Source organism: endosymbiont of Ridgeia piscesae, from assembly GCF_001443665.1.
Taxonomy (GTDB): Bacteria; Pseudomonadota; Gammaproteobacteria; order Chromatiales; family Chromatiaceae; genus Endoriftia; species Endoriftia persephonae.
The window spans coordinates 21558-40461 of sequence record NZ_KQ557125.1; the positions used below are offsets into that span (position 1 = coordinate 21558).

Below are 18904 nucleotides of genomic sequence, written 5' to 3' on the forward strand. Positions count from 1 at the left end.
CTATTGGCCCCGCATGAAGAGCTTGTCGAGCTCACTCATCGACAGCTGCACCCAGGTCGGCCGACCGTGGTTACACTGGTCGGCCCGTTCGGTTCGCTCCATATCCCGCAGCAGACTGTTCATCTCCTCCCGGTTCAGGCGGCGATTGGCCCGCACCGAACCATGACATGCCATGGTCGCCAACATCTTGTCGATCTCCTCCTGCACCCGCCGGCTCTCACCGAACTCCACCAGGTCGGCAATCACATCCCGCACCAGCTGCTCCGCATCCGCACCCTGCAGCAGGGCCGGAATGCCCCGCACCGCCAGCGACTCTTTGCCCAGCCGGCTAAGTTCGATACCCACCTCACGTAGCAGCTCGCTGTGGGCCTCGGCCAAATCAACCTCACGACTGCTCAGGTTGAGCGAGATCGGCACCAACAGCGGCTGGCCGGTCACACCCTGCCCCGCATAGCTGCGTTTGAAGCGCTCGTAGGTGATCCGCTCATGGGCGGCATGCATGTCGACCAACACCAGCCCCTGCTGGTTCTCCGCAAGAATGTAGACGCCGCCCACCTGGGCCAGGGCATAACCGAGCGGCTGCGATGTATCATTCTCGCCGGCTGCCGGCCCGGGACTCTGCGCCGGTTGCTGGGCGCGAAAGCTAGCCTGATAAGAGCTGGGGCGTTCCTGCACCCGCCAGGCGGCGGGGGCAGCTGCTGCCAACGGCGTCTCCATCGTCAGGCGCTGCTGTTCCAAAGCCGGCTCGCGGGGCGCCTCCGGGAGTGGTGTCTGCATCTCCTCCGGGGATGGCTGGCCGCCACCGGGACGGGTCTCCGACAAGGCATGGTGCAGACCGCGAAACAGAAAGTCGTGCACCAGGCGACCCTCACGAAACCGCACCTCATGCTTAGTCGGATGTACATTGACGTCGACCTTGCTCGGATCGATCTCGAGGAACAGCACATAGGCTGGATGGCGACCGTGGTAGAGCACATCCTGAAACGCTTGGCGGATCGCATGGGTCACCAGCTTGTCTCTCACCATGCGGTTATTGACGTAGAAAAACTGCATGTCGGCCTGGCTGCGGGAGAAGCTCGGCCGGGCCACCCAGCCGGAGAGGCGCAGCGACAGCACCTCATGTTCGATATGCAGGGCATTCTTCAGGAACTCGCCCCCCATCACATCACTGATACGCCGCTCCTGATCACGACGATCCTGGCAGGCGGGCAGGCTCAGCAACTGGCGGCGATTGTGTTGCAGATGGAAGGCGACATCGAAACGGGCCAGCGCCAGCCGCCTGACCAGGGTCTCGATATGGCCAAACTCGGTCTTTTCGGTGCGCAGGAACTTGCGCCGGGCCGGCGTATTGAAAAACAGGTCAACCACCTCGACCCGAGTTCCCTGGGGCAACGCTGCCGGCACCGGCGCCTGCAGATTGTCGCCGCCATCCCCGCTCACCTCCCAGCCATGCGCCGCACCGCTGGCCAGCGAGGCCAGCTTCAGCCGGGAGACCGAACTGATGCTGGGCAGGGCCTCACCGCGAAACCCCATGCTGTGAATCTGTTCGAGATCATCCAGGCTGGCGATCTTGCTGGTGGCATGGCGTGACAGCGCCAAAGTCAGCTCATCCTTGTGGATGCCGACACCATTGTCCCGCACCTGAATCCGCTTGATCCCCCCCTGTTCAACCTCAATCTCGATACGGGTGGCGCCGGCATCCAGACTGTTCTCGATCAACTCCTTGGCCACCGAAGCGGGCCGTTCCACCACCTCACCGGCGGCGATCTGGTTGATCAGTTGGGTCGGAAGGGTATGTATCGACATGATGGATGACAGCAAACAGCTCCCCGGACAAAACTCGGATCGATAATCCGCCATTCTGCCACGGGGAGCCATCCTGGTAATCTAAAAAAGCAGTAAAGCAGTTTAGCTGCCGGGGATCTCAAGCACCTGACCGATCCGGATGCGGTCACCCTCAATCGAATTATAGTTGCGCAACCGGCTCAGGCTGACCTGATATCGGCGGGCGATCTTGGTCAGAGTGTCACCACGACCGATGATATGCCGGGTCGGCTCACGGTTGTGATGCGCTGCCAGCCAGGTGCCGGGCGGGGGCTGGAAACGGAAATAATTGTCGATACCCGACGCCAAAGCCTTGGCCAGCCTGTTCTGGTGAGCGGCATCTTTCAGACGCCCCTCCTCCTTCGGACTGGAGATAAACGCTGTCTCCACCAGAATCGACGGAATATCGGGTGACTTGAGCACCACAAAACCAGCCTGTTGCACCTTACGTTTATGCACTTTGCCAAGGTGCTTGAGGTTTTTCAGTACACGATCGGCTGCCTCTGAACTGGCCTGCAATGTGCCGATCTGGGAGAGATCCAAAAGCACCGAAGCGAGCGTATCATCGCGGTCATCCAACGATACGCCACCAATCAGGTCGGCACTGTTCTCTTTTTCCGCCAGCCAGCGCGCCGCTTCACTGGATGCCCCTTTGCGCGAGAGGGTATAGACTGACGCCCCGGTAACTTTGGAATCACGGAACGAGTCGGCATGGATCGATATAAACAGGTCCGCCCGATGGCGACGCGCAATCTTCATGCGTTTGCGCAAACCGAGATAGTAGTCTCCGTTGCGTACCAGTACGCCGCGCATCCCTTTCCGCCGGTTGATCTGCTTGACCAGCTTGCGGGCAATCGCTAACACCACATCTTTTTCATAGGTGCCGTGTTTGCCTCGCGCACCCGGATCCTCACCACCATGCCCGGCATCCACAGCGATTACCACATCCCGTTCCCCAGCATTCGCAAGAGCCTTGACCGGGATCGAGCGTTTCGCCGCCGACTTGCCTTTCTCATAGAGGTCAACCACCAGCCGGTGGCCATACTGGCGATTTGGCTTGAGCAGGAAACTCTTGGGTTTCACCGCCCCCTTCAAATCGAGCACCACCCGAACATCCTGCTTGCCCCTGGTTGCGGAGCGCAGCCCCGTGATAAAGCTATCGTTTTCAGGGGTGGGCAATTTGACACCCAGTTTGGCGCTCTTGAGATCGAGCACCAGGCGATGTGGTTTGTCTAGAGTAAACAGATTGTGTTGCAGCACCGAATCAGTATCAAACACCAGACGCACATGATCGGGGGCCGACCAGATGCGCAGACTCTTGATCACACTCTGTCCGGCATGTAGCGACAGGCTCCATACGAGCATGGCTATGAACAGTAATACGGATTTATTCATCCCCAGCAGTCCTGCTTCACGACATTTAATCAAAAAATAGCACGAGGTCTCGATTTTTCCAATCTTATCCAATGGATAGAGCAACTTCTTTCATTAATACTCGAGCCTCAGTCAACTCCATTAAACCTTTGGATAAGCATCCGACCCTTGGCGCTTTTTCCCTGCAGACGGATCCGCCTGCCTGCATCGCAATAGCTGAGTTCGATCAGCAGATCTGCTGGCGGCAGCACACCCAGCCCTTTTTCCGGCCACTCGACCAGCATCACTGCCCGCTCGTCCAGCAGATCCCGCAGCCCCAGATACTCCAACTCATCCGCTGCCGCGAGCCGGTAGAGATCCAGGTGGTAGCAGACAACCTGCCCCAGCGGATAGGGTTCCAGCAGGGTGTAGGTTGGGCTCTTCACTGCCCCATGGTGGCCCATGGCACGTATAAAACCACGCGTCAGGGTAGTCTTTCCGCTACCCAGATCACCTTCTAGATAGATCACGCAAGGGGCTTCGCAGGCCGCCGCAAGCTGCGCCCCAAAGGCCATCTGCTGCTGCTCGCTGGTGAGTTCAAGCTCCAACATCGGCGCTCTCCGGGTTCAACAACCGACGGATATGCGGCAACAGATCGCTAGCCAACATGCCCCTCTCACCCGCCTCTGCCGCTCGGTCTGCCGCTGCCGCATGCACACAGACAGCCGTCTCCGCCGCATCTTGAGCCGCCAACCCCTGCGCCAACAGCGCCCCGAGCAGACCGCTGAGGATATCGCCGCTGCCACCGCTGGCCAGGCCCGGATTGCCGGCGCTGCAAAGTCCCGGTCTTCTGGAGGAATCATCTCCTACCAGGCTGCCCGGACCTTTCAGTATGACAACACCACCATAGCGCTGCGACAAATCCTGCAATGCCTGAAAACGATCCCGCTGAACCGAACCGACATCCGAGCCAAGCAGGCGGGCGGCCTCACCGGGATGGGGCGTCAACACCCAGTTGGCACGTCTTTCCGGCTGCGCTGCCAGCAGGTTCAGGGCATCTGCATCGACCACCATCGGCAGCCCGGCGCTACAGGCGGCAGCGAACATCGCCCGCCCCCACTCGCCCTGGCCCAGCCCCGGCCCAAGCACCAACTGATCGGCCCACTCGAGCAGCGCTTCGAGCTCGTCAGGTTCGGCCACCCCGTGACACATCAGTTCGGGTCGACCAATATTCAGCGTCGCCGCGTGGGCCGGATGGGTCGCCACCGCCACCAGGCCGGCGCCGCCACGGGCCGCTGCCTCGGCGGCCATGCGCGCCGCTCCGGAGTAACCCTGGTCGCCGCCGATCACCAGCAGCCGCCCGAAATCACCCTTGTGAGCAGTGCGCGGCCGCGGTGTCAGATGCTGGACGATCTTGGGATAGTCGAGCCGCCGCGCCGCCAGGATCTGACGCGCATAGATCTGCGCCGGTAGCTCCAGCGCATCGAAGCGAATCTTGCCGCAGACGCCCGGCCCGTCAGCCGTGAACATCCCCTGTTTCAGCCCGATGAAGCTGAGCGTGGCATCGGCCTGCACCGCCGTACCGCGCATACACCCTGTATCTGAATCCAAGCCGGAGGGGATGTCGATCGCCAGCACCGGTGCCGGATGGGCATTGATCTGCCTCACCGCCGCGGCCCACTCACCGCTGATCGGCCGCACCAGCCCAGTGCCGAGCAGCGCATCGACGATCAGGTCGGTCTGCCGCGGCAACTGCTGCAACGGCTCGCTCTCGCCACCGCTGGCGTGCCAGGCATCGGCCATGCGCCGTGCATCCCCCTGCAGCCGTGCCGGATCAACCAGCCAGAAGACCCGGCAGGCAAGGCCGGCCTGGCACGCCAGACGCGCCACTACATAACCATCGCCGCCGTTGTTACCAGCGCCGCAGACCACGCTCAGATCCGCCACCTCAGGCCACAGCTCACGAATCAGCTGAAACGCCCGGCTGCCGGCCCGCTCCATCAGTTCGCTGCCGGAGATGCCATACTCCTCGATCGCAATCCGATCGAACTCCCGCACCTGTTCAGCGCGATAGAGCGCGTTTGGCACCCCCTCTGTATATGGCATAACTCGCATCGACACCCCCGGAAAACAGTCGCGCACCATACCGCGAAGTCTATATTAGAATCCAGTGGTATAGTTGCACGAATGAAACAGGTGCTATCCGATCAAACGCAGGCTGAACTGGTCCAACAGATCAGGCAGTGGAGCCGGGAGCTGGGTTTTCAGCAGCTTGGCATCAGCGATTGCAACCTGGAGAGCGCCGAGACGCATCTGCAGCGGTGGCTCAACGCAGGCTTTCACGGCGAGATGGGCTACATGGCCCGCCATGGGCTCAAGCGCAGCCGCCCGCAACTGCTGGAGCCAGGCACCCGCAGCGTGATCTGCGTGCGCATGAACTATTTGCCGGAGCCGATGGCGCAGAGCTGGCAGCGTCTGGCTGATCCCGCAACCGCCTTCATCTCCCGCTACGCCCTGGGGCGGGACTACCACAAGCTGATGCGCAAACGGCTTCAGCAACTGGCCAAACGCATCGGCGAGCAGATCGGCCCGTTCGGCCACCGGGTGTTTGTCGACTCCGCGCCGGTACTGGAGAAGCCCCTGGCGGAGAAGGCCGGGCTCGGCTGGGTCGGCAAACACAGCAACCTGATCAACCGCCGGGCCGGCTCCTGGTTCTTTCTCGGCGAACTCTATACTGACCTGCCGCTGCCCCCCGACCAGCCGGTGAAAAACCACTGCGGCTCCTGCCGGGCCTGCCTCGATATCTGCCCGACCCGTGCCATCGTCGCTCCCTACCGGGTCGACGCCCGCCGCTGCATCTCCTATCTCACCATCGAGCTGAAAGGGCCGATCCCAGTGGAGTTCCGTCACGCCATTGGCAACCGCATCTACGGCTGCGACGACTGCCAGCTAACCTGCCCCTGGAACCGCTTCGCTAAGCTCAGCACAGAGCCCGATTTCCAGCCGCGCCAACGCCTCGACAGCCGTATCCTGCTTGATCTGTTCAGCTGGGATGAAGAGCGGTTCCTGAAGCTTACCGAGGGTTCCGCGATCCGCCGTATCGGCCACGCCGCGTTTCTGCGCAACCTCGCCATCGCCCTCGGCAATGCTCCCAGGCAAGAGGCCATCGTTGCTGCTCTCGAGGGGCGCATGGATAGCGCCTCAGCACTGGTGCGCGAGCATCTCGAATGGGCCCTGCAGCAACAACTCAGCGGAAAGAGAAACGACGCAGGGAACTGACCAGCGCCCAGCCCAGCAGCACCCCAATCATATCGACGCTGACATCGGCCAGATTGCTGCTGCGCCCCGGCACAAACATCTGCAGCAGTTCACTAGCCACCGCCAGCAGAAACAGCACAGCAAACAGATTGAGGGGGGCAAACCGCCCACGCGCAAACAGGGCGGAGCTGATCAGGAAAAAACTCAGCAGATGTCCCAGCTTGGCGATGCTCCACTGCGCCGGCAGCAGACTGATGTGATTGAGATGACGGCTTGAGCTGGCCTGCAGCGCCAGACCAAACAGGCGGGCAACCCCTTCGATCTGCAGCTCCAGCCAGAGCTTGATCTCCTGCGGCATCAAGATGCCGAGCAGGCTGACCAGCAACAACCCGCAGATCCACCAGCCGAGCCCCTCCTCACGCTGGTAGCTCAACAACGAATGCAGCAACCAAACTCCGATCACCACCCAGGCCAGCAGCAACACACCCCGCAAGGGTGGATAAAACCAGTTCGCCTCGGCCTCGCGCAGCGAGAGATTACGTACCTCAAAACTGCCACGGCTGTGGTAGAGATAGATCTCCAGACAGACCCGCTCTGCCTGCTGCGGCAGCTGAAACAGCCCCTCCAGCTGGCGCCAGTCGTGGCTGCCACTGCTACCAGCAAAGCCATGACCATCGTAGATGCCCCGCCCCTTGGCATCGTAGCCAATCAGATCGATGCGCGCATGGTGCCAGTCGAGCCTGCCCGGAATGACCCGGTCAACACGCATCTCCACTTCGAGCCAGAGCTGCTGTGGCAAAGCATCAGCAGAAAAGCACTGACTGATGCCGAGATTGCTATCACCCCGCTTGGAGCTGATCGTAAGCTGTGGGCCGAGCGTGCCAATGCTGCCGGACCCTCTCTGCAGCTGCCAACCGTTCAGGCCTTTGTGGAAATCGGGATTGTGCAGGCGTTGCGGGCCAAGGCCATGGAAGGCGCTGAATCTGCTGAAGAAGAACAGGGTCAGCAGACAGAGCAGCAACAGTACCACGAACTGCCAACGGGTGAAGTGGTCTGGCTGGTGGGAGGCATCCGGTGCCATGGATATCCGATATCCTCTGTTGAATGACGCAGAAGGCAGCAGGCTAGCGAAAACAGCCAACTCGTTCCGCGAGGGGCATCACACTGAGTTCAGACTGATCGACTGTTTTTCCATCAGGAGGACAGCCTAATCGCCTCTTTGACTTGCATAAACCCGGCATTTAAACACGGCACCTGTATAGGTCGAGCTGCGCCCGACATCTTCCTTGATTTCAATTTATTACAGGCAGCGGCCATGAGCCGCCCTATATCTAGCCGAGCGTAGCCCGACTCAGCTCAGGCGCAAAAACTTCTCACGGTAGTGGCTCAGCTCGGCGATCGAGTCTTTGATATCCTCCAGCGCCAGATGCTGCGCGTTTTTGGTGAAGCCCTCCGCCACCGCCGGCGCCCAGCGATTGACCAGCTCCTTCAGCGAACTCACATCCAGATTGCGGTAGTGGAAATAGGCCTCCAGCTTCGGCATGGTGCGGGCCATGAATCGCCGATCCTGGCAGATGCTGTTGCCGCACATGGGCGAGACCCCAGGCGGCACATACTGCTCCAGAAAGGCGATCGTCTCCGCCTCGGCCTTCGCCTCGTTGTAGCTGCTCTCACGCACCCGCTTGAGCAGGCCAGAGCCACCGTGCTGGCGCTGGTTCCACTCATCCATGCCGTCCAACAGCGGCTGCGGCTGGCTAATCGCGATCACCGGCCCCTCTGCCAACAGATTCAGATCGGAATCGGTGACGATAGTGGCGATCTCGATGATCTCGTCATTGAGGGTGTCCAGGCCGGTCATCTCCAGATCGATCCAGATCAGATTATTGGGGTTTTGCAGCATCGATTTTTCCGGGGTTGTCAGAAGCATGAAAGTGGCCAAGGATTCTAGCAGGATCTCCAGTGAGACTGTATTCTTGGCCCCGAAGCAGACTCTCCATCCATAAAGAACGCCCCAAACCGCTGATGCCGCTCTTCACCACGATCTTCCTTGCCGCCCTGATCGCCGGCACCCTGCTGCAGCTCTGGCTGCTACAGCGTCACCTCCAGCATGTGCGTGCCCATCAGCAGCAGGTGCCCGAGGCCTTTGCGACGATGGTCTCGCTGGATGAGCATCAAAAAGCCGCCGCCTACACCCAGGCCAAAGGTCAGCTGGGACGGCTCGATATCCTGCTCGGCAGCCTGCTGCTGCTCGGTTGGACGCTGGGCGGCGGTCTCAATCTGCTCAACCAATTCTGGCTGGGGTTGAAACTCGATGCGACACTCACTGGCATCGGCCTGATCTTCTCAATGTTTTTCATCTCCAGTCTCATTGAACTGCCGCTCGCGCTCTGGCGCACCTTCGTCATCGAGGCACGCTTCGGCTTCAACCGCAACAGTCCAAAACGGTTCCTCCTGGACCGGCTGCTCGGACTGCTGCTGGCAGTACTGCTAGGCGGGCCGCTATTGTGGGTGATCCTGCAGCTGATGGCTTCCGCCGGCAGCCTCTGGTGGCTGGCGGTATGGGCGGTCTGGATCAGCTTCACCCTGCTGATCCTCTGGGCCTATCCGCGGCTGATCGCGCCGCTGTTCAACCGTTTCACCCCACTGGAGGCGGGCGAGACCCGCGATCGGGTGCAGGATCTGCTGCACCGCTGCGGCTTCAACTCCGATGGCATCTTTGTGATGGATGGCTCCAAGCGCTCCAGCCACGGCAACGCCTACTTCAGCGGCTTCGGCAAGAGCAAGCGCATCGTCTTCTTCGACACCCTGCTAGAGGCTCTGGCACCGCAGGAGATGGAGGCGGTGCTGGCCCACGAACTGGGGCACTTCCGGCTGCACCATGTGATCAAACAGATGCTGCTCATGTCCGGCGTGTCACTGCTCGGGCTGGCGCTGCTCGGCTGGCTCTCCAGCCAACTCTGGTTCTATCAGGGGCTGGGGGTGACACAGCCCAGCAACGCCGTGCTGCTGATGCTGTTTCTGCTGGCCACACCGGTGTTCACCCTGTTCATCGCACCGATCGGCAGCTATCTGTCACGCCGTCACAAGTTTGAGGCGGACGCCTTCGCGGTGGAGCAGAGCGGTAGCGAACCGCTGATCCGGGCGCTGGTCAAACTCTATCAGGATAACGCCAGCACCCTGACACCGGACCCGCTCTACTCGCTGTTCTACGACAGTCACCCGCCTGCGGCGGTGCGTATCGCCCAGATTGCTAACCACTCCAGCCCATAGGAACTTTGGGAAATGAAACAATTGATCCCTGTCTCCATCCTCGCATGCCTTTCAATTGCCAGCAGCGCCTCTGCCGCCGACCAGGCAAACGGCAAACAGCTGATCGATACCCACTGTTACAAGTGCCACGGCACTGAGATCTACACCCGGCCCGACCGGCGTGTCACCAGCCTGCCCGGCCTGCATAAGCAGGTACAACGCTGTGAGCTGATGCTGGGGCTGAAGTGGTTCGATGACGACATCAATGACGCCTCGACCCACCTCAACCAGCACTTCTACAAGTTCAAATAAACCATGGGCCGCCGCCTCTCCCAACGACAGCGCGAACGCATCCAGGCGATCCAGGAGAAGCGCCGCAAGCGACTGGAAAAGCAGATTACGGAGAGCCTGGCGCAGAGTGACATCGCGCCACCCCAGGAGGGACGTGTGATCATCCGCCACGGCGCCACGCTGATGGTGGTGGGCGAGAGCGGACAGCTCTTCAACTGCCGCACCCGGCAGAACATCGGTCATCCGGTGTGTGGCGACCGGGTAGTCTGGCAGGCAATCGACGAAAAAAGTGGTGTAGTCACCGCCCTGCTGCCGCGGGAGAGCGTGTTGAGCCGCCCCGACTACGCCGGCCGGGAGAAGCCGCTGGCCGCCAATATCAGCCTGATCGTAGTGGTGCTCGCCCCCAGGCCGGAGCCCTCCGGCTATCTGCTCGATCAGTATCTGGTGACCGCCGAGACCATCAACGTGCCGGCACTGATCGCGATCAACAAGATCGATCTGCTGCAGGGCGACGAGCGGGATAGATTTCTGAGGCAGTTCGACTGCTATCGCAGCATCGGCTACCCGGTGGTAGAAGTCAGCGCCACCCTCGAACACGGCCTGGACCCGCTGGTCGAGGCGCTGCACGACCAGCGCAGCATCCTGGTAGGGCAATCGGGGGTCGGCAAGTCATCACTGATCAATGCGCTGCTGCCGGATCACCAGGTGGAGACCGGGCGCCTCTCGAAGGCCACCGGATTGGGTCGGCACACCACCTCCAGCGCCACCTGCTACAACCTGCCCGGTGGCGGCGAGCTGATCGACTCTCCGGGGGTACGCAGCTTTCGACTCACCCGGCTCAGCAAGCAGCAGATAGAACAGGGTTTTGTCGAGCTGCGTCCCTATCTGGGACGCTGCCGCTTCGCCGACTGCGCCCATCAGGAGGAGCCGGAGTGTGCAATCAAGCAGGCCGCCGAGGCCGGGCAGATCGACCCGATCCGGCTGGCGCACTTTCACCGGCTGGTGGCAGGCGCCTCAAACCAGTAGGCGCGCTGCTTACAGCGCGAACATCTGCGATGGAATCTTCGCACCGCGAACGGTGCTCCTACACTGAACGGTCTGTCGCCAGCGGCAAGTTCAGTGAGACATCTACCCCTCCCAGGGTGGAGCTCGCCAGGCTCAGCGTGCCACCGTAAGCCTCGACGATATCTTGCACCACCGAGAGGCCGATGCCCTGCCCCGGCAGCTGTTGGTCAAGCCGCTTGCCGCGCATCAGCACCGCCTGCGCCTGATCGGCGGGGATACCGGGGCCATCGTCCTCGACATGGATCTCGAGCCGCCCCGCCCGCTGCCCGGCGCCCACCCGCACCTGCGAACGGCCATACTTCCAGGCATTGTCGAGCAGGTTGCCGAGGATCTCCATCAGATCCCCCTCGTCGCCGTGGAACAGCAGCTTATCGCTTACCTCAATCTGCCGCTCGACCCCCTTCTCCCGATAGACCTTATCCAGCGAGCGCGCCAGCCGCTGCAGGGTCGGTTTGAGCGGCACACCGCTAGTGAGTGTGGTGCGACCGGAGGCAGCGGCACGCTGCAGTTGATGGGCAACGATCTGGTTCATCCGCTGCACCTGATTCTCCAGAATGGCGTGCTCCTCCGGGGAGAGCGGCGGATCCCGATCGGCCAGCCCCTGCAACACCGCCAGCGGCGTCTTCAGACTGTGGGCCAGATCCCCCAGGCTGTCACGAAACCGTTTCTGGCGGGCTTGGGCGTGCTGGATCAGAGAGTTGATGTTGTTGGTGAGGCGGGTCAGTTCAAGCGGGTAGCGCCCCTGTAGCTGTTCACTGCGACCCGATTCGATCGCCTCCAACTCAACCGCCACCGTGCGCAACGGCGTGAGCCCCCAGCGCAACACCAGGCCTTGGATCAGCAGCAGCAGTGAGACTCCCCCAAGCCAGAGAAACAGGGTGTTGCGAAACGCCTCAATCTGATGCTGATGGGGGCTCAGGTCGATCGCTACCGCCAGCACATAGTCAGTCTCATTGGCCTCGAAATCCTCCCAGGAGACACCGAAGCTGATCGCCAGCAGGTCGCCATTTTGCGGCTGGTGGAAACGCCGCTGGCCAGGTGGCGTCGGCTGCAGAAAGCTGAGCTGGCGCCCCACCATCGAGGCGGATTGCCAGCTAAACCCACCGCCAGCACCGGAGACCTGGGCATAGTAGCCGGAGTCGGGCCGGTTGAAGCGGGGATCGGAGAGCAGTCTGGGCAGGCTCAGACGACCCTGCTGATCCTCCTCGGCGGCGGCCAGCAGGCCGTAGATCTGGCTCTCGAGGCGTTCCTTCATCGCCTTTTCGGCACTCGCCCGGTAGGCCTGTTCTAGCACCAGGCCGGTCAGCCCGAGAAAGCCCGCCAGCACCAGGCTGGCCACAACCAACAATCGGGCATGGATCGAAAAACGCACCACCCAGGATCACTCCGCAGACGACGACTCGGCGCGTTTCAGGACAAAGCGATAGCCGCGCCCGCGCAGGGTTTCGATCGGCTTGTAGCGTGCCTCAGGATCGAGCTTCTTACGCAGACGACGCACAAATACCTCAATCACGTTGCTGTCACGATCCCAGTCCTGATCATAGATATGCTCGGTCAGCTCACTTTTGGAGACCACCTGACCGGCGTGCAACATCATATATTCGAGCACCTTGTATTCGTAGGCGGTGAGATCAATCGGTTGCTGCTGCAGACACACCGTCTGGCTGCGGGTATCGAGCTCGATGGGGCCACACTCGATCAACGGCTGCGACCAGCCTGCAGCACGCCGCAACAGGGCGTTGAGGCGCGCCAGCAACTCTTCGACATGGAAGGGTTTGACCAGATAGTCGTCGGCCCCCGCCTCGAGCCCCTCCACCTTGTCCTGCCAGTTGCCGCGCGCGGTAAGGATCAGGATCGGGAAGTGTTTGCCGGCCTGTCGCAGCTGGCGGATCACCTCGATACCTGAGAGCTGGGGCAGACCGATATCGACGATTCCCACATCGATACCGTACTCGCGGCCGAGGAACAGGCCGTCGCGGCCGTTGTCTGCCGCATCCACCGTATAACCCTCACGACGCAGGCGTGCCTCGAGCGGGTTGCGCAATTCTGCCTCATCTTCGACTAGCAATACCCGCATCGGGTTCTCCTGGGGTCAGGGTCTCGGTTTGCGTTTGATGAAGCGGCCGCTGCGGCCATCCATCTGATAGCGGCGCAACTTGCCCTCATTGGTGAGGATACGGATATTGTGGACCGGACGACCATCGTACTCGCGGGTCTCGGCGGAAATCACCCGACCACCGCTCTGCCGCTTGGCCTGTTTCACCGCCTCATCCAAGCTGATCAGGCCCCGCGCACTGACCCCCTGGGTCAACAGCAGGCCACCAAACAGCAGCATGAGCGGCAACATTATTTGTCTGACACGCATTCAGTTCGGACCTTTCCAGCAGCGGGAAGGCTGACCGACTTGGGTATCGGACAGCTCTTCCACACTTGATTCATAACTCATCGATCGGCGTCACCGCCACCCGCACCCGGATATGCTTGCCCGGATGGCTCTTGGTGCGGGTGGTGAAGACCTGACCCTTGTAGCGGTATTTTACACGATAGCCCACCAGCTGCTCCTCCTGCTCTGTGTAGTCGATCACCTCACAGCGCCGCTCGGTCTCGGTCACATAGTGGCCACTCCGGTTGCGGCTGGCATCGTGACCAACCGATGCGCCCAACAGTGCGCCGGCGATGGTGGCCGCATCCTTGCCCTTTCCCTTGCCGAACTGGTTACCCACCACACCACCAACGATGCCTCCAAGTACGGTTCCGGTATAGGACTTGTCGCGATTTGGACGATAGTGAGAGACCTGCTCATCCCAGCAGTGCCGCTCCGGGCGGGAGATCTCCACGGTCTTGTAGATCGGATCCACATCGATCACCTTGGCGGTGTCTTGGTAACGGTGCTTCCAACCTGCATTGACGCTCAGGGATGCACTCAGCAGCAGGGTGGCAATGGCGATAGTGGTTTTTTTCATCTCGGCTTCCTCGATCTTTAACATGGGTGAGGAGGCTCTCTCCTCATCTCTTGGCTATAGATTAAGCCGGAGAAACTGAACCGCGCCTGAACCGGAAACGCCCCACAAAAACCCTGAAGTTTATTGCCATGAATCCTGATCGATAGGAGGTAGAATAACGCCCGCCCCATCGCAATCTTCGGACTCGACATACCCCCAAGAGCTGCATCACCATGGCCTTTCTGCACAACCTGATGGCAATCTATCTCGATGCCGCCTTCTGGCTGGTGATCGGGCTGCTTAAGGCCTGGATGCCAGCGGACCTACTGCAGCGCCAGCTCGGCCAGGGGCGCCTGGCGCCGACTCTCAAGGCGGCTCTGATCGGCGCCCCGCTGCCGCTCTGCTCCTGCGGTGTGCTGCCCGCCGCGCTTGGGCTGCGCCGCGCCGGGGCCTCCAACAGCGCCACCGTCTCCTTTATGATCGCCACCCCGGAGACCGGCCCCGACTCCATCGCCCTCTCCTATGCCCTGCTCGGACCGATCATGGCCGTCGCCCGTCCGCTGGCGGCCCTGTTCAGCGCCATCACCACCGGCCTGTTGACCTCGCTGATCCCCGAGGCGTCCCCTCTCCCGTCTACGCTGCCGGTGGCCGTAGCAACCGGCAACTGCTGCAGCAAACCTGCCAACCAGCAGCAGCCGCTGCTCAGCAGCTTGCACTACGCCTTTGTCGATATGCTCGACGACATCCTGCTGTGGTTGGCGGCTGGCCTGATCCTGGCCGCGCTGGTGATGACATTCATCCCACCAACCGCCTTGGCCGAGGTCGGCAGCGGACCGCTGACCATGCTGCTGATGCTGGTGGTGGGAATCCCCATGTATATCTGCGCCACCGCCTCCACCCCACTAGCGGCGGCGATGCTCGCCGCCGGGCTCTCGCCTGGCGCGGTGCTGGTGTTCCTGCTCGCCGGCCCCGCCACCAACCTCGCCACCATGGGGGTGATCGGCAAGGAGATGGGACGCCAGGTGCTGCTGGCCTATCTACTGGGGATCGCAGCCAGCAGCCTGCTGATGGGAGTGGCGCTGGATGTGCTGCTCGAGGATATGGGGTGGGTGGTCGATGCCTCTGTCGCCGGCGAACAGGAGTGGCTGCCCGACTGGCTGAAGCATCTGGCAGGGGTGGGCCTGCTGACCGCCGCGCTAGCCAGCGCCCGGCGGAGTCTGAAGCAGAGATAGAATGTAGGAGCACCGCTTGCGGTGCGGTCGCCGTAACACCTGACGATCGCCACTGATCCTGCACTTCTGGATGACTGTTCGCGCTGCAAGCAGCGCTCCTACACAAGCAACCTTCCGGCTAGGGCTTCTGCCCTACCAACATCGCCAGATCCCGGCTCCCTTTTGTCACATCCCCCAGCTCGCCCTCCTCCCGGTAGAAACGCAACCTGAGCGATGAGAAGAGACTCAGCAGTTCGTTGTCTGCCAGACGGAAGGCCGGATCGTTGGGACCGCGACTGGTGAGGCGGGTCTGGCTGAAAGTCTGGAAGAAGATTAGCCCGCCGGGCCGCAGCGCCTCGATCCAACCGGGGATCAGGCTGCGATCGAGAAAATAGCTGGCGACAATCACATCGTAGCTGGCCGGTGCTAGCGCCTCGCTCTCAATATCCCGCACTTGAGCACTGAGCGACAGGCCTTCGGCGTCAGCCGCGGTATTCAGCTGTTTGATCGCCACCGGGGAGAGGTCCCAGGCAGTGACCCGCAGTCCCGCCCGAGCCAGCGCCAAGGCGTTACCTCCCAGCCCGCAGGCCAACTCCAGGGCATCCCCTGTCGCAGGCAGCAGGTGGAGGTTTTCACTCAGCACCTCGGCGGCGTGCACGGGTTTCTCCGGGGCGGCGTGGCGCTCGTCCCATTTCGCCCTGAGTTTCTCGAGACGCTCCTCCATCCGCCTCAGAGCCGCTCCAGCCCCCGCGCCAGATCGGCGCAGATATCATCTACACTCTCCAGCCCCACCGCGATGCGCAGAAAACCCTCACCGATGCCGGCGGCCTGGCGCTCTTCCGGGCTGAGGCGACCATGGGTGGTGGTGGCGGGATGGGTGATGGTGCTCTTCACATCGCCGAGGTTGGCAGTGATCGAGAGCAGCTCGGTGGCATCGACCACGCCCCAGGCGGCCTGCTGCCCCCCCTTCACATCAAACGCAACAATGCCGCCGGCGGCGCTCTGCTGGCGTGAGGCCAGTGCATGCTGCGGATGCGAAGCCAACCCCGGATAGTAGACCCGCGCCACCTGCGGCTGGGCCTCGAGCCACTCGGCCAGCGCCAAGGCATTGCGCGAGTGAGCCTGCATGCGCAGGTCCAGGGTCTCTAGCCCCTTGAGGAAGACCCAGGCGTTGAACGGGCTCATGGTCGGGCCGGCGGTACGCAACACACCGTAGACCTCTTCGCCCACAGTGTTGGCGTCACCCACCACCGCGCCACCGATGCAGCGCCCCTGACCATCCAGGAACTTGGTCGCCGAATGGACGACAACATCCGCCCCCAGCTCCAGCGGACGCTGCAGCGCCGGGGTGCAGAAGCAATTGTCCACCACCAGCAGGGCGTCATGGGCATGTGCCAGATCGGCCAGCAGGCGGATATCCGCCACCTCGGTGAGCGGATTGGAGGGGGTCTCGATAAACAGCATGCGGGTCTCGGGGCGGATCGCCGCCTCCCAGGCGGGCATATCGACCAGATCCACATAACTGACCTCAATGCCAAAGCGGGTCAGATACTTATTGAAGAGGATGGTGGTTGAACCAAAGATGCTGCGCGAGGAGACGATATGATCCCCCGCCTGCAGCTGCCCCATGCAGGTCGCCAGGATTGCCGACATGCCGGAGGCGGTGGCGACACAGGATTCGCCCCCCTCGAGATCGGCCAGACGCTGCTCGAAGATGCGCACGGTGGGGTTGGTAAAGCGGGCGTAGATATTGCCAGCCTGGTCGCCGCTGAAGCGAGCCGCCGCCTCCCGGGCGCTGTCAAAGACAAAACTGGAGGTGGTGAAGATCGGCTCGCCGTGCTCCCCCTCCATGGTACGCTGATGGCCGGTACGGATCGCGCGGGTGGCAAATGCCCAGTCGTCTGAATCTCTCTCGCTCATGGCTCTCGCTTGCCGAAATCTGTTGCTGACTGGCAAGGGGAATCGAATAGGTTCCGCTGCCTGAAACGGGGAAGCATAACACCAATTTAGTCTCGTACCGCAGTCCTGGTGGAGATGACCTCACTGGACAAAGTAATCGGCCAGATACTGACCGAATGGGGCTTGCGGCTGGGCTTCGATCTCCCGCTGACGCTGCCAGGAGGTGGCTGCCGCTTGCCGGAACAGTGCCTCCCGCTCAGCAGAGAGGCGCTGCTGTCTGAAATAGTCGTTGTGCTGCTGCGACATGCGCTGAGCAAAGCCAAAGAAGGGTTCACCCTGCTGGCGCATCTGCGCCAGCATCTGCGCAGAAGGGGTCAGGTCGGGGTCGATGATCCGCTCGCGCAGACTTGACAGAGCCTGCTGATAGGGCTGATCAGCGCTGTCGGCATCGAGCAGCTCACAGATCGGCAACATCGCATCGAAGATCTCCAGTGCCCAGTCGCGCAGGCGGATCTCCCGCCCGTTACGCTGCAGAAACAGCCGTGGATCGCGCCCGCGATGCGCGGCAGCACCCTCGTTGCGGTCGATCTCTTTCTGCTCGAAGACGTTGATCGCAGGGCTCTCCAGCAGCAGACAGAGCAGCAAGAAGGCCTCAAGAAAACGAATCTGCGGCTGGTCTATCCCCAATGGGTCGAAGGCATTCACATCCAATGAACGCAACTCGATATAGCGCACCCCACGCCGCCGCAGGGCGAGGATCGGCTTCTCCATACCATCGGGGATCTGCTTCGGCCGCACCGTGCTGTAGTATTCGTTCTCGATCTGCAGGATGTTGGCGTTGAGCTGCTCATAGCGCCCATCCACCTCCACCCCGATCGTCTGATAGATCGGGCAGGGGGTCTCGACGGCACGCCCCAGGGTCTCCAGATAGGCATCGAGACAGTCGTAACAGACCTTCACACCGGTGCCCTGCTCCTTGCTGTTCTGATAACCGATATCCCCCATCCGCAGGGAGGTGGCGTAGGGCTGGTAGTAAGTATATTCATCGAATGACTTGAGGCTGCTGGGGCGCCCGCCGAGGAACGACTTGCAGATCGCCGGCGAGGCACCAAACAGGTAGGGCACCAACCAGCCAAAACGCTGCAGGTTGCGGATCAGGCCAAAGTAGGCTTCGGAGATGAAACCTTGCAGATCCCCCTTACCGCCCTCCAACGCCTGATAACCGGGCCAGAACGCCTCCGGCAGCGAGTAGTTGAAGTGGACCCCGGCGATCACCTGCATCACGCGGCCATAGCGGTGTCCCAGGCCACGCCGGTAGACCGTCTTCATCAGCCCCGCATTGGAGCTGCCGTAACGGGCGATGGGGATAGTGCAGCCGCCCTCCACCACGCAGGGCATGCTAGTCGCCCAGAGGATCTCATCCCCCTCCAGCCGGTCGTAGACAAACTTCTGCGCATCCCGCAGGAACTCGAGCACCGCATCGCGCTGCTGCAGTGGTGGAGTGATGAACTCAGTCAGCGCTTCGGAATAGTCGGTGGTGATGTAGGGGTGGGTCAACGGTGCGCCCAGCGCCTCCGGATGGGCACTCTGGGCGATACCGCCTGCGGGCGTGACCCGCAGGCTCTCCTTCTCCAGGCCGATCAAGCCCTGACCCAGCAGGATGCCAAGCTGGTTCTGCTCGATCTTTTTCAGTCGCTCTTCGAGGCGGGATAACAAAATAGCGGCTGCCCTTGGATGCCTCTGAATGAATCTGGACGATGTGCGCGTCCAGATTCATTCAGACACGCCCTTGAAAAAGGGGGCGATTATAGC

18 protein-coding genes are annotated in these 18904 nt (G+C 61.7%); 5 read left to right on the plus strand and 13 right to left on the minus strand.

The annotated features are described in order from the left end of the window. From mutL to Ga0074115_RS07020, 4 genes are all read right to left on the minus strand, one after another. Positions 1-1806 carry a DNA mismatch repair endonuclease MutL gene (mutL, locus tag Ga0074115_RS07005; RefSeq protein WP_057956248.1) on the minus strand — a complete coding sequence of 602 codons (1806 nt, stop codon included), beginning with the start codon at positions 1804-1806 and terminating at the stop codon, positions 1-3. Positions 1807-1908: 102 nt separating this feature from the next. Continuing rightward, positions 1909-3303: an N-acetylmuramoyl-L-alanine amidase gene (locus Ga0074115_RS07010; RefSeq protein WP_060528358.1), complete on the minus strand. Its 1395-nt coding sequence runs from the start codon at positions 3301-3303 to the stop codon at positions 1909-1911. A gap of 23 nt (positions 3304-3326) precedes the next feature. Further along, entirely contained in the window at positions 3327-3788 is a 462-nt protein-coding gene (gene tsaE / locus Ga0074115_RS07015; protein WP_006475686.1) for a tRNA (adenosine(37)-N6)-threonylcarbamoyltransferase complex ATPase subunit type 1 TsaE, read from the minus strand. Beyond that, the gene (locus tag Ga0074115_RS07020; protein WP_198295052.1) at positions 3775-5283 is read right to left on the minus strand and encodes an NAD(P)H-hydrate dehydratase; all 1509 of its coding nucleotides are present in this window, start codon (positions 5281-5283) and stop codon (positions 3775-3777) included. Before Ga0074115_RS07020 ends, tsaE begins: the two co-directional genes overlap by 14 nt. A gap of 81 nt (positions 5284-5364) precedes the next feature. On the opposite strand from Ga0074115_RS07020, the gene queG reads away from it, so the two are divergent. Continuing rightward, a complete protein-coding gene (queG, locus tag Ga0074115_RS07025) occupies positions 5365-6456 on the plus strand; it encodes a tRNA epoxyqueuosine(34) reductase QueG (RefSeq protein WP_057956932.1) in 1092 nt (363 codons plus the stop codon). On the opposite strand, the gene Ga0074115_RS07030 is transcribed toward queG, so the two are convergent. Next, positions 6425-7516 (minus strand): VanZ family protein, encoded by a 1092-nt coding sequence (locus tag Ga0074115_RS07030; RefSeq protein WP_060528359.1) that lies wholly within the window; start codon positions 7514-7516, stop codon positions 6425-6427. The two genes, queG and Ga0074115_RS07030, sit on opposite strands and share 32 nt — an antisense overlap. A gap of 270 nt (positions 7517-7786) precedes the next feature. Beyond that, positions 7787-8335, minus strand: a complete 549-nt coding sequence (gene orn, locus Ga0074115_RS07035) for an oligoribonuclease (protein WP_005961360.1) — start codon at positions 8333-8335, stop codon at positions 7787-7789. A gap of 122 nt (positions 8336-8457) precedes the next feature. On the opposite strand from orn, the gene Ga0074115_RS07040 reads away from it, so the two are divergent. From Ga0074115_RS07040 to rsgA, 3 genes are read left to right on the plus strand one after another with little or no spacing between them, the layout of a single operon-like run. After that, on the plus strand, positions 8458-9705 hold the full coding sequence (locus Ga0074115_RS07040) for a M48 family metallopeptidase (protein WP_057956930.1): 1248 nt from the start codon (positions 8458-8460) through the stop codon (positions 9703-9705). 12 nt (positions 9706-9717) lie between these two features. Beyond that, a complete protein-coding gene (locus tag Ga0074115_RS07045; RefSeq protein WP_057956929.1) occupies positions 9718-9996 on the plus strand; it encodes a hypothetical protein in 279 nt (92 codons plus the stop codon). 3 nt (positions 9997-9999) lie between these two features. Beyond that, a complete protein-coding gene (gene rsgA / locus Ga0074115_RS07050) occupies positions 10000-11001 on the plus strand; it encodes a small ribosomal subunit biogenesis GTPase RsgA (protein ID WP_057956928.1) in 1002 nt (333 codons plus the stop codon). Positions 11002-11059: 58 nt separating this feature from the next. Here the strand turns inward: rsgA and Ga0074115_RS07055 are convergent, their stop codons facing one another. The 4 genes from Ga0074115_RS07055 to Ga0074115_RS07070 form a co-directional block, all read right to left on the minus strand. Continuing rightward, complete coding sequence (locus Ga0074115_RS07055) at positions 11060-12415, minus strand: ATP-binding protein (RefSeq protein WP_060528360.1); 1356 nt, start codon at positions 12413-12415, stop codon at positions 11060-11062. 6 nt (positions 12416-12421) lie between these two features. Beyond that, positions 12422-13117, minus strand: a complete 696-nt coding sequence (locus Ga0074115_RS07060) for a response regulator transcription factor (RefSeq protein WP_057956926.1) — start codon at positions 13115-13117, stop codon at positions 12422-12424. Between the two features lie 15 nt (positions 13118-13132). Beyond that, positions 13133-13387 carry a PepSY domain-containing protein gene (locus Ga0074115_RS07065; protein WP_006475537.1) on the minus strand — a complete coding sequence of 85 codons (255 nt, stop codon included), beginning with the start codon at positions 13385-13387 and terminating at the stop codon, positions 13133-13135. A gap of 88 nt (positions 13388-13475) precedes the next feature. Then, positions 13476-14027, minus strand: coding sequence for a glycine zipper 2TM domain-containing protein (locus Ga0074115_RS07070; RefSeq protein ID WP_005961367.1), 552 nt, complete (start codon positions 14025-14027; stop codon positions 13476-13478). A gap of 188 nt (positions 14028-14215) precedes the next feature. On the opposite strand from Ga0074115_RS07070, the gene Ga0074115_RS07075 reads away from it, so the two are divergent. Beyond that, entirely contained in the window at positions 14216-15214 is a 999-nt protein-coding gene (locus Ga0074115_RS07075; protein WP_057956946.1) for an SO_0444 family Cu/Zn efflux transporter, read from the plus strand. A gap of 118 nt (positions 15215-15332) precedes the next feature. Here the strand turns inward: Ga0074115_RS07075 and Ga0074115_RS07080 are convergent, their stop codons facing one another. From Ga0074115_RS07080 to gshA, 3 genes are all read right to left on the minus strand, one after another. Further along, positions 15333-15917: a class I SAM-dependent methyltransferase gene (locus tag Ga0074115_RS07080; protein ID WP_057956945.1), complete on the minus strand. Its 585-nt coding sequence runs from the start codon at positions 15915-15917 to the stop codon at positions 15333-15335. Between the two features lie 5 nt (positions 15918-15922). Next, positions 15923-17113 carry an O-succinylhomoserine sulfhydrylase gene (locus Ga0074115_RS07085; protein WP_057956944.1) on the minus strand — a complete coding sequence of 397 codons (1191 nt, stop codon included), beginning with the start codon at positions 17111-17113 and terminating at the stop codon, positions 15923-15925. 120 nt (positions 17114-17233) lie between these two features. After that, positions 17234-18808: a glutamate--cysteine ligase gene (gene gshA, locus Ga0074115_RS07090; RefSeq protein ID WP_057956943.1), complete on the minus strand. Its 1575-nt coding sequence runs from the start codon at positions 18806-18808 to the stop codon at positions 17234-17236. Between the last annotated feature and the right edge of the window lie 96 nt (positions 18809-18904).

Excerpts from the sequence above, each read along its gene's own strand:
- Ga0074115_RS07080 (WP_057956945.1), bottom strand. The coding sequence starts at position 15,917 with ATGGAGGAGCGTCTCGAGAAACTCAGGGCGAAATGGGACGAGCGCCAC.
- Ga0074115_RS07020 (WP_198295052.1), bottom strand. The coding sequence starts at position 5,283 with ATGCCATATACAGAGGGGGTGCCAAACGCGCTCTATCGCGCTGAACAG.
- tsaE (WP_006475686.1), bottom strand. The coding sequence starts at position 3,788 with ATGTTGGAGCTTGAACTCACCAGCGAGCAGCAGCAGATGGCCTTTGGG.
- Ga0074115_RS07030 (WP_060528359.1), bottom strand. The coding sequence starts at position 7,516 with ATGGCACCGGATGCCTCCCACCAGCCAGACCACTTCACCCGTTGGCAG.
- Ga0074115_RS07045 (WP_057956929.1), top strand. The coding sequence starts at position 9,718 with ATGAAACAATTGATCCCTGTCTCCATCCTCGCATGCCTTTCAATTGCC.
- rsgA (WP_057956928.1), top strand. The coding sequence starts at position 10,000 with ATGGGCCGCCGCCTCTCCCAACGACAGCGCGAACGCATCCAGGCGATC.
- Ga0074115_RS07040 (WP_057956930.1), top strand. The coding sequence starts at position 8,458 with ATGCCGCTCTTCACCACGATCTTCCTTGCCGCCCTGATCGCCGGCACC.
- orn (WP_005961360.1), bottom strand. The coding sequence starts at position 8,335 with ATGCTGCAAAACCCCAATAATCTGATCTGGATCGATCTGGAGATGACC.
- Ga0074115_RS07085 (WP_057956944.1), bottom strand. The coding sequence starts at position 17,113 with ATGAGCGAGAGAGATTCAGACGACTGGGCATTTGCCACCCGCGCGATC.
- mutL (WP_057956248.1), bottom strand. The coding sequence starts at position 1,806 with ATGTCGATACATACCCTTCCGACCCAACTGATCAACCAGATCGCCGCC.
- queG (WP_057956932.1), top strand. The coding sequence starts at position 5,365 with ATGAAACAGGTGCTATCCGATCAAACGCAGGCTGAACTGGTCCAACAG.
- Ga0074115_RS07070 (WP_005961367.1), bottom strand. The coding sequence starts at position 14,027 with ATGTTAAAGATCGAGGAAGCCGAGATGAAAAAAACCACTATCGCCATT.
- Ga0074115_RS07075 (WP_057956946.1), top strand. The coding sequence starts at position 14,216 with ATGGCCTTTCTGCACAACCTGATGGCAATCTATCTCGATGCCGCCTTC.
- Ga0074115_RS07060 (WP_057956926.1), bottom strand. The coding sequence starts at position 13,117 with ATGCGGGTATTGCTAGTCGAAGATGAGGCAGAATTGCGCAACCCGCTC.
- Ga0074115_RS07065 (WP_006475537.1), bottom strand. The coding sequence starts at position 13,387 with ATGTTGCCGCTCATGCTGCTGTTTGGTGGCCTGCTGTTGACCCAGGGG.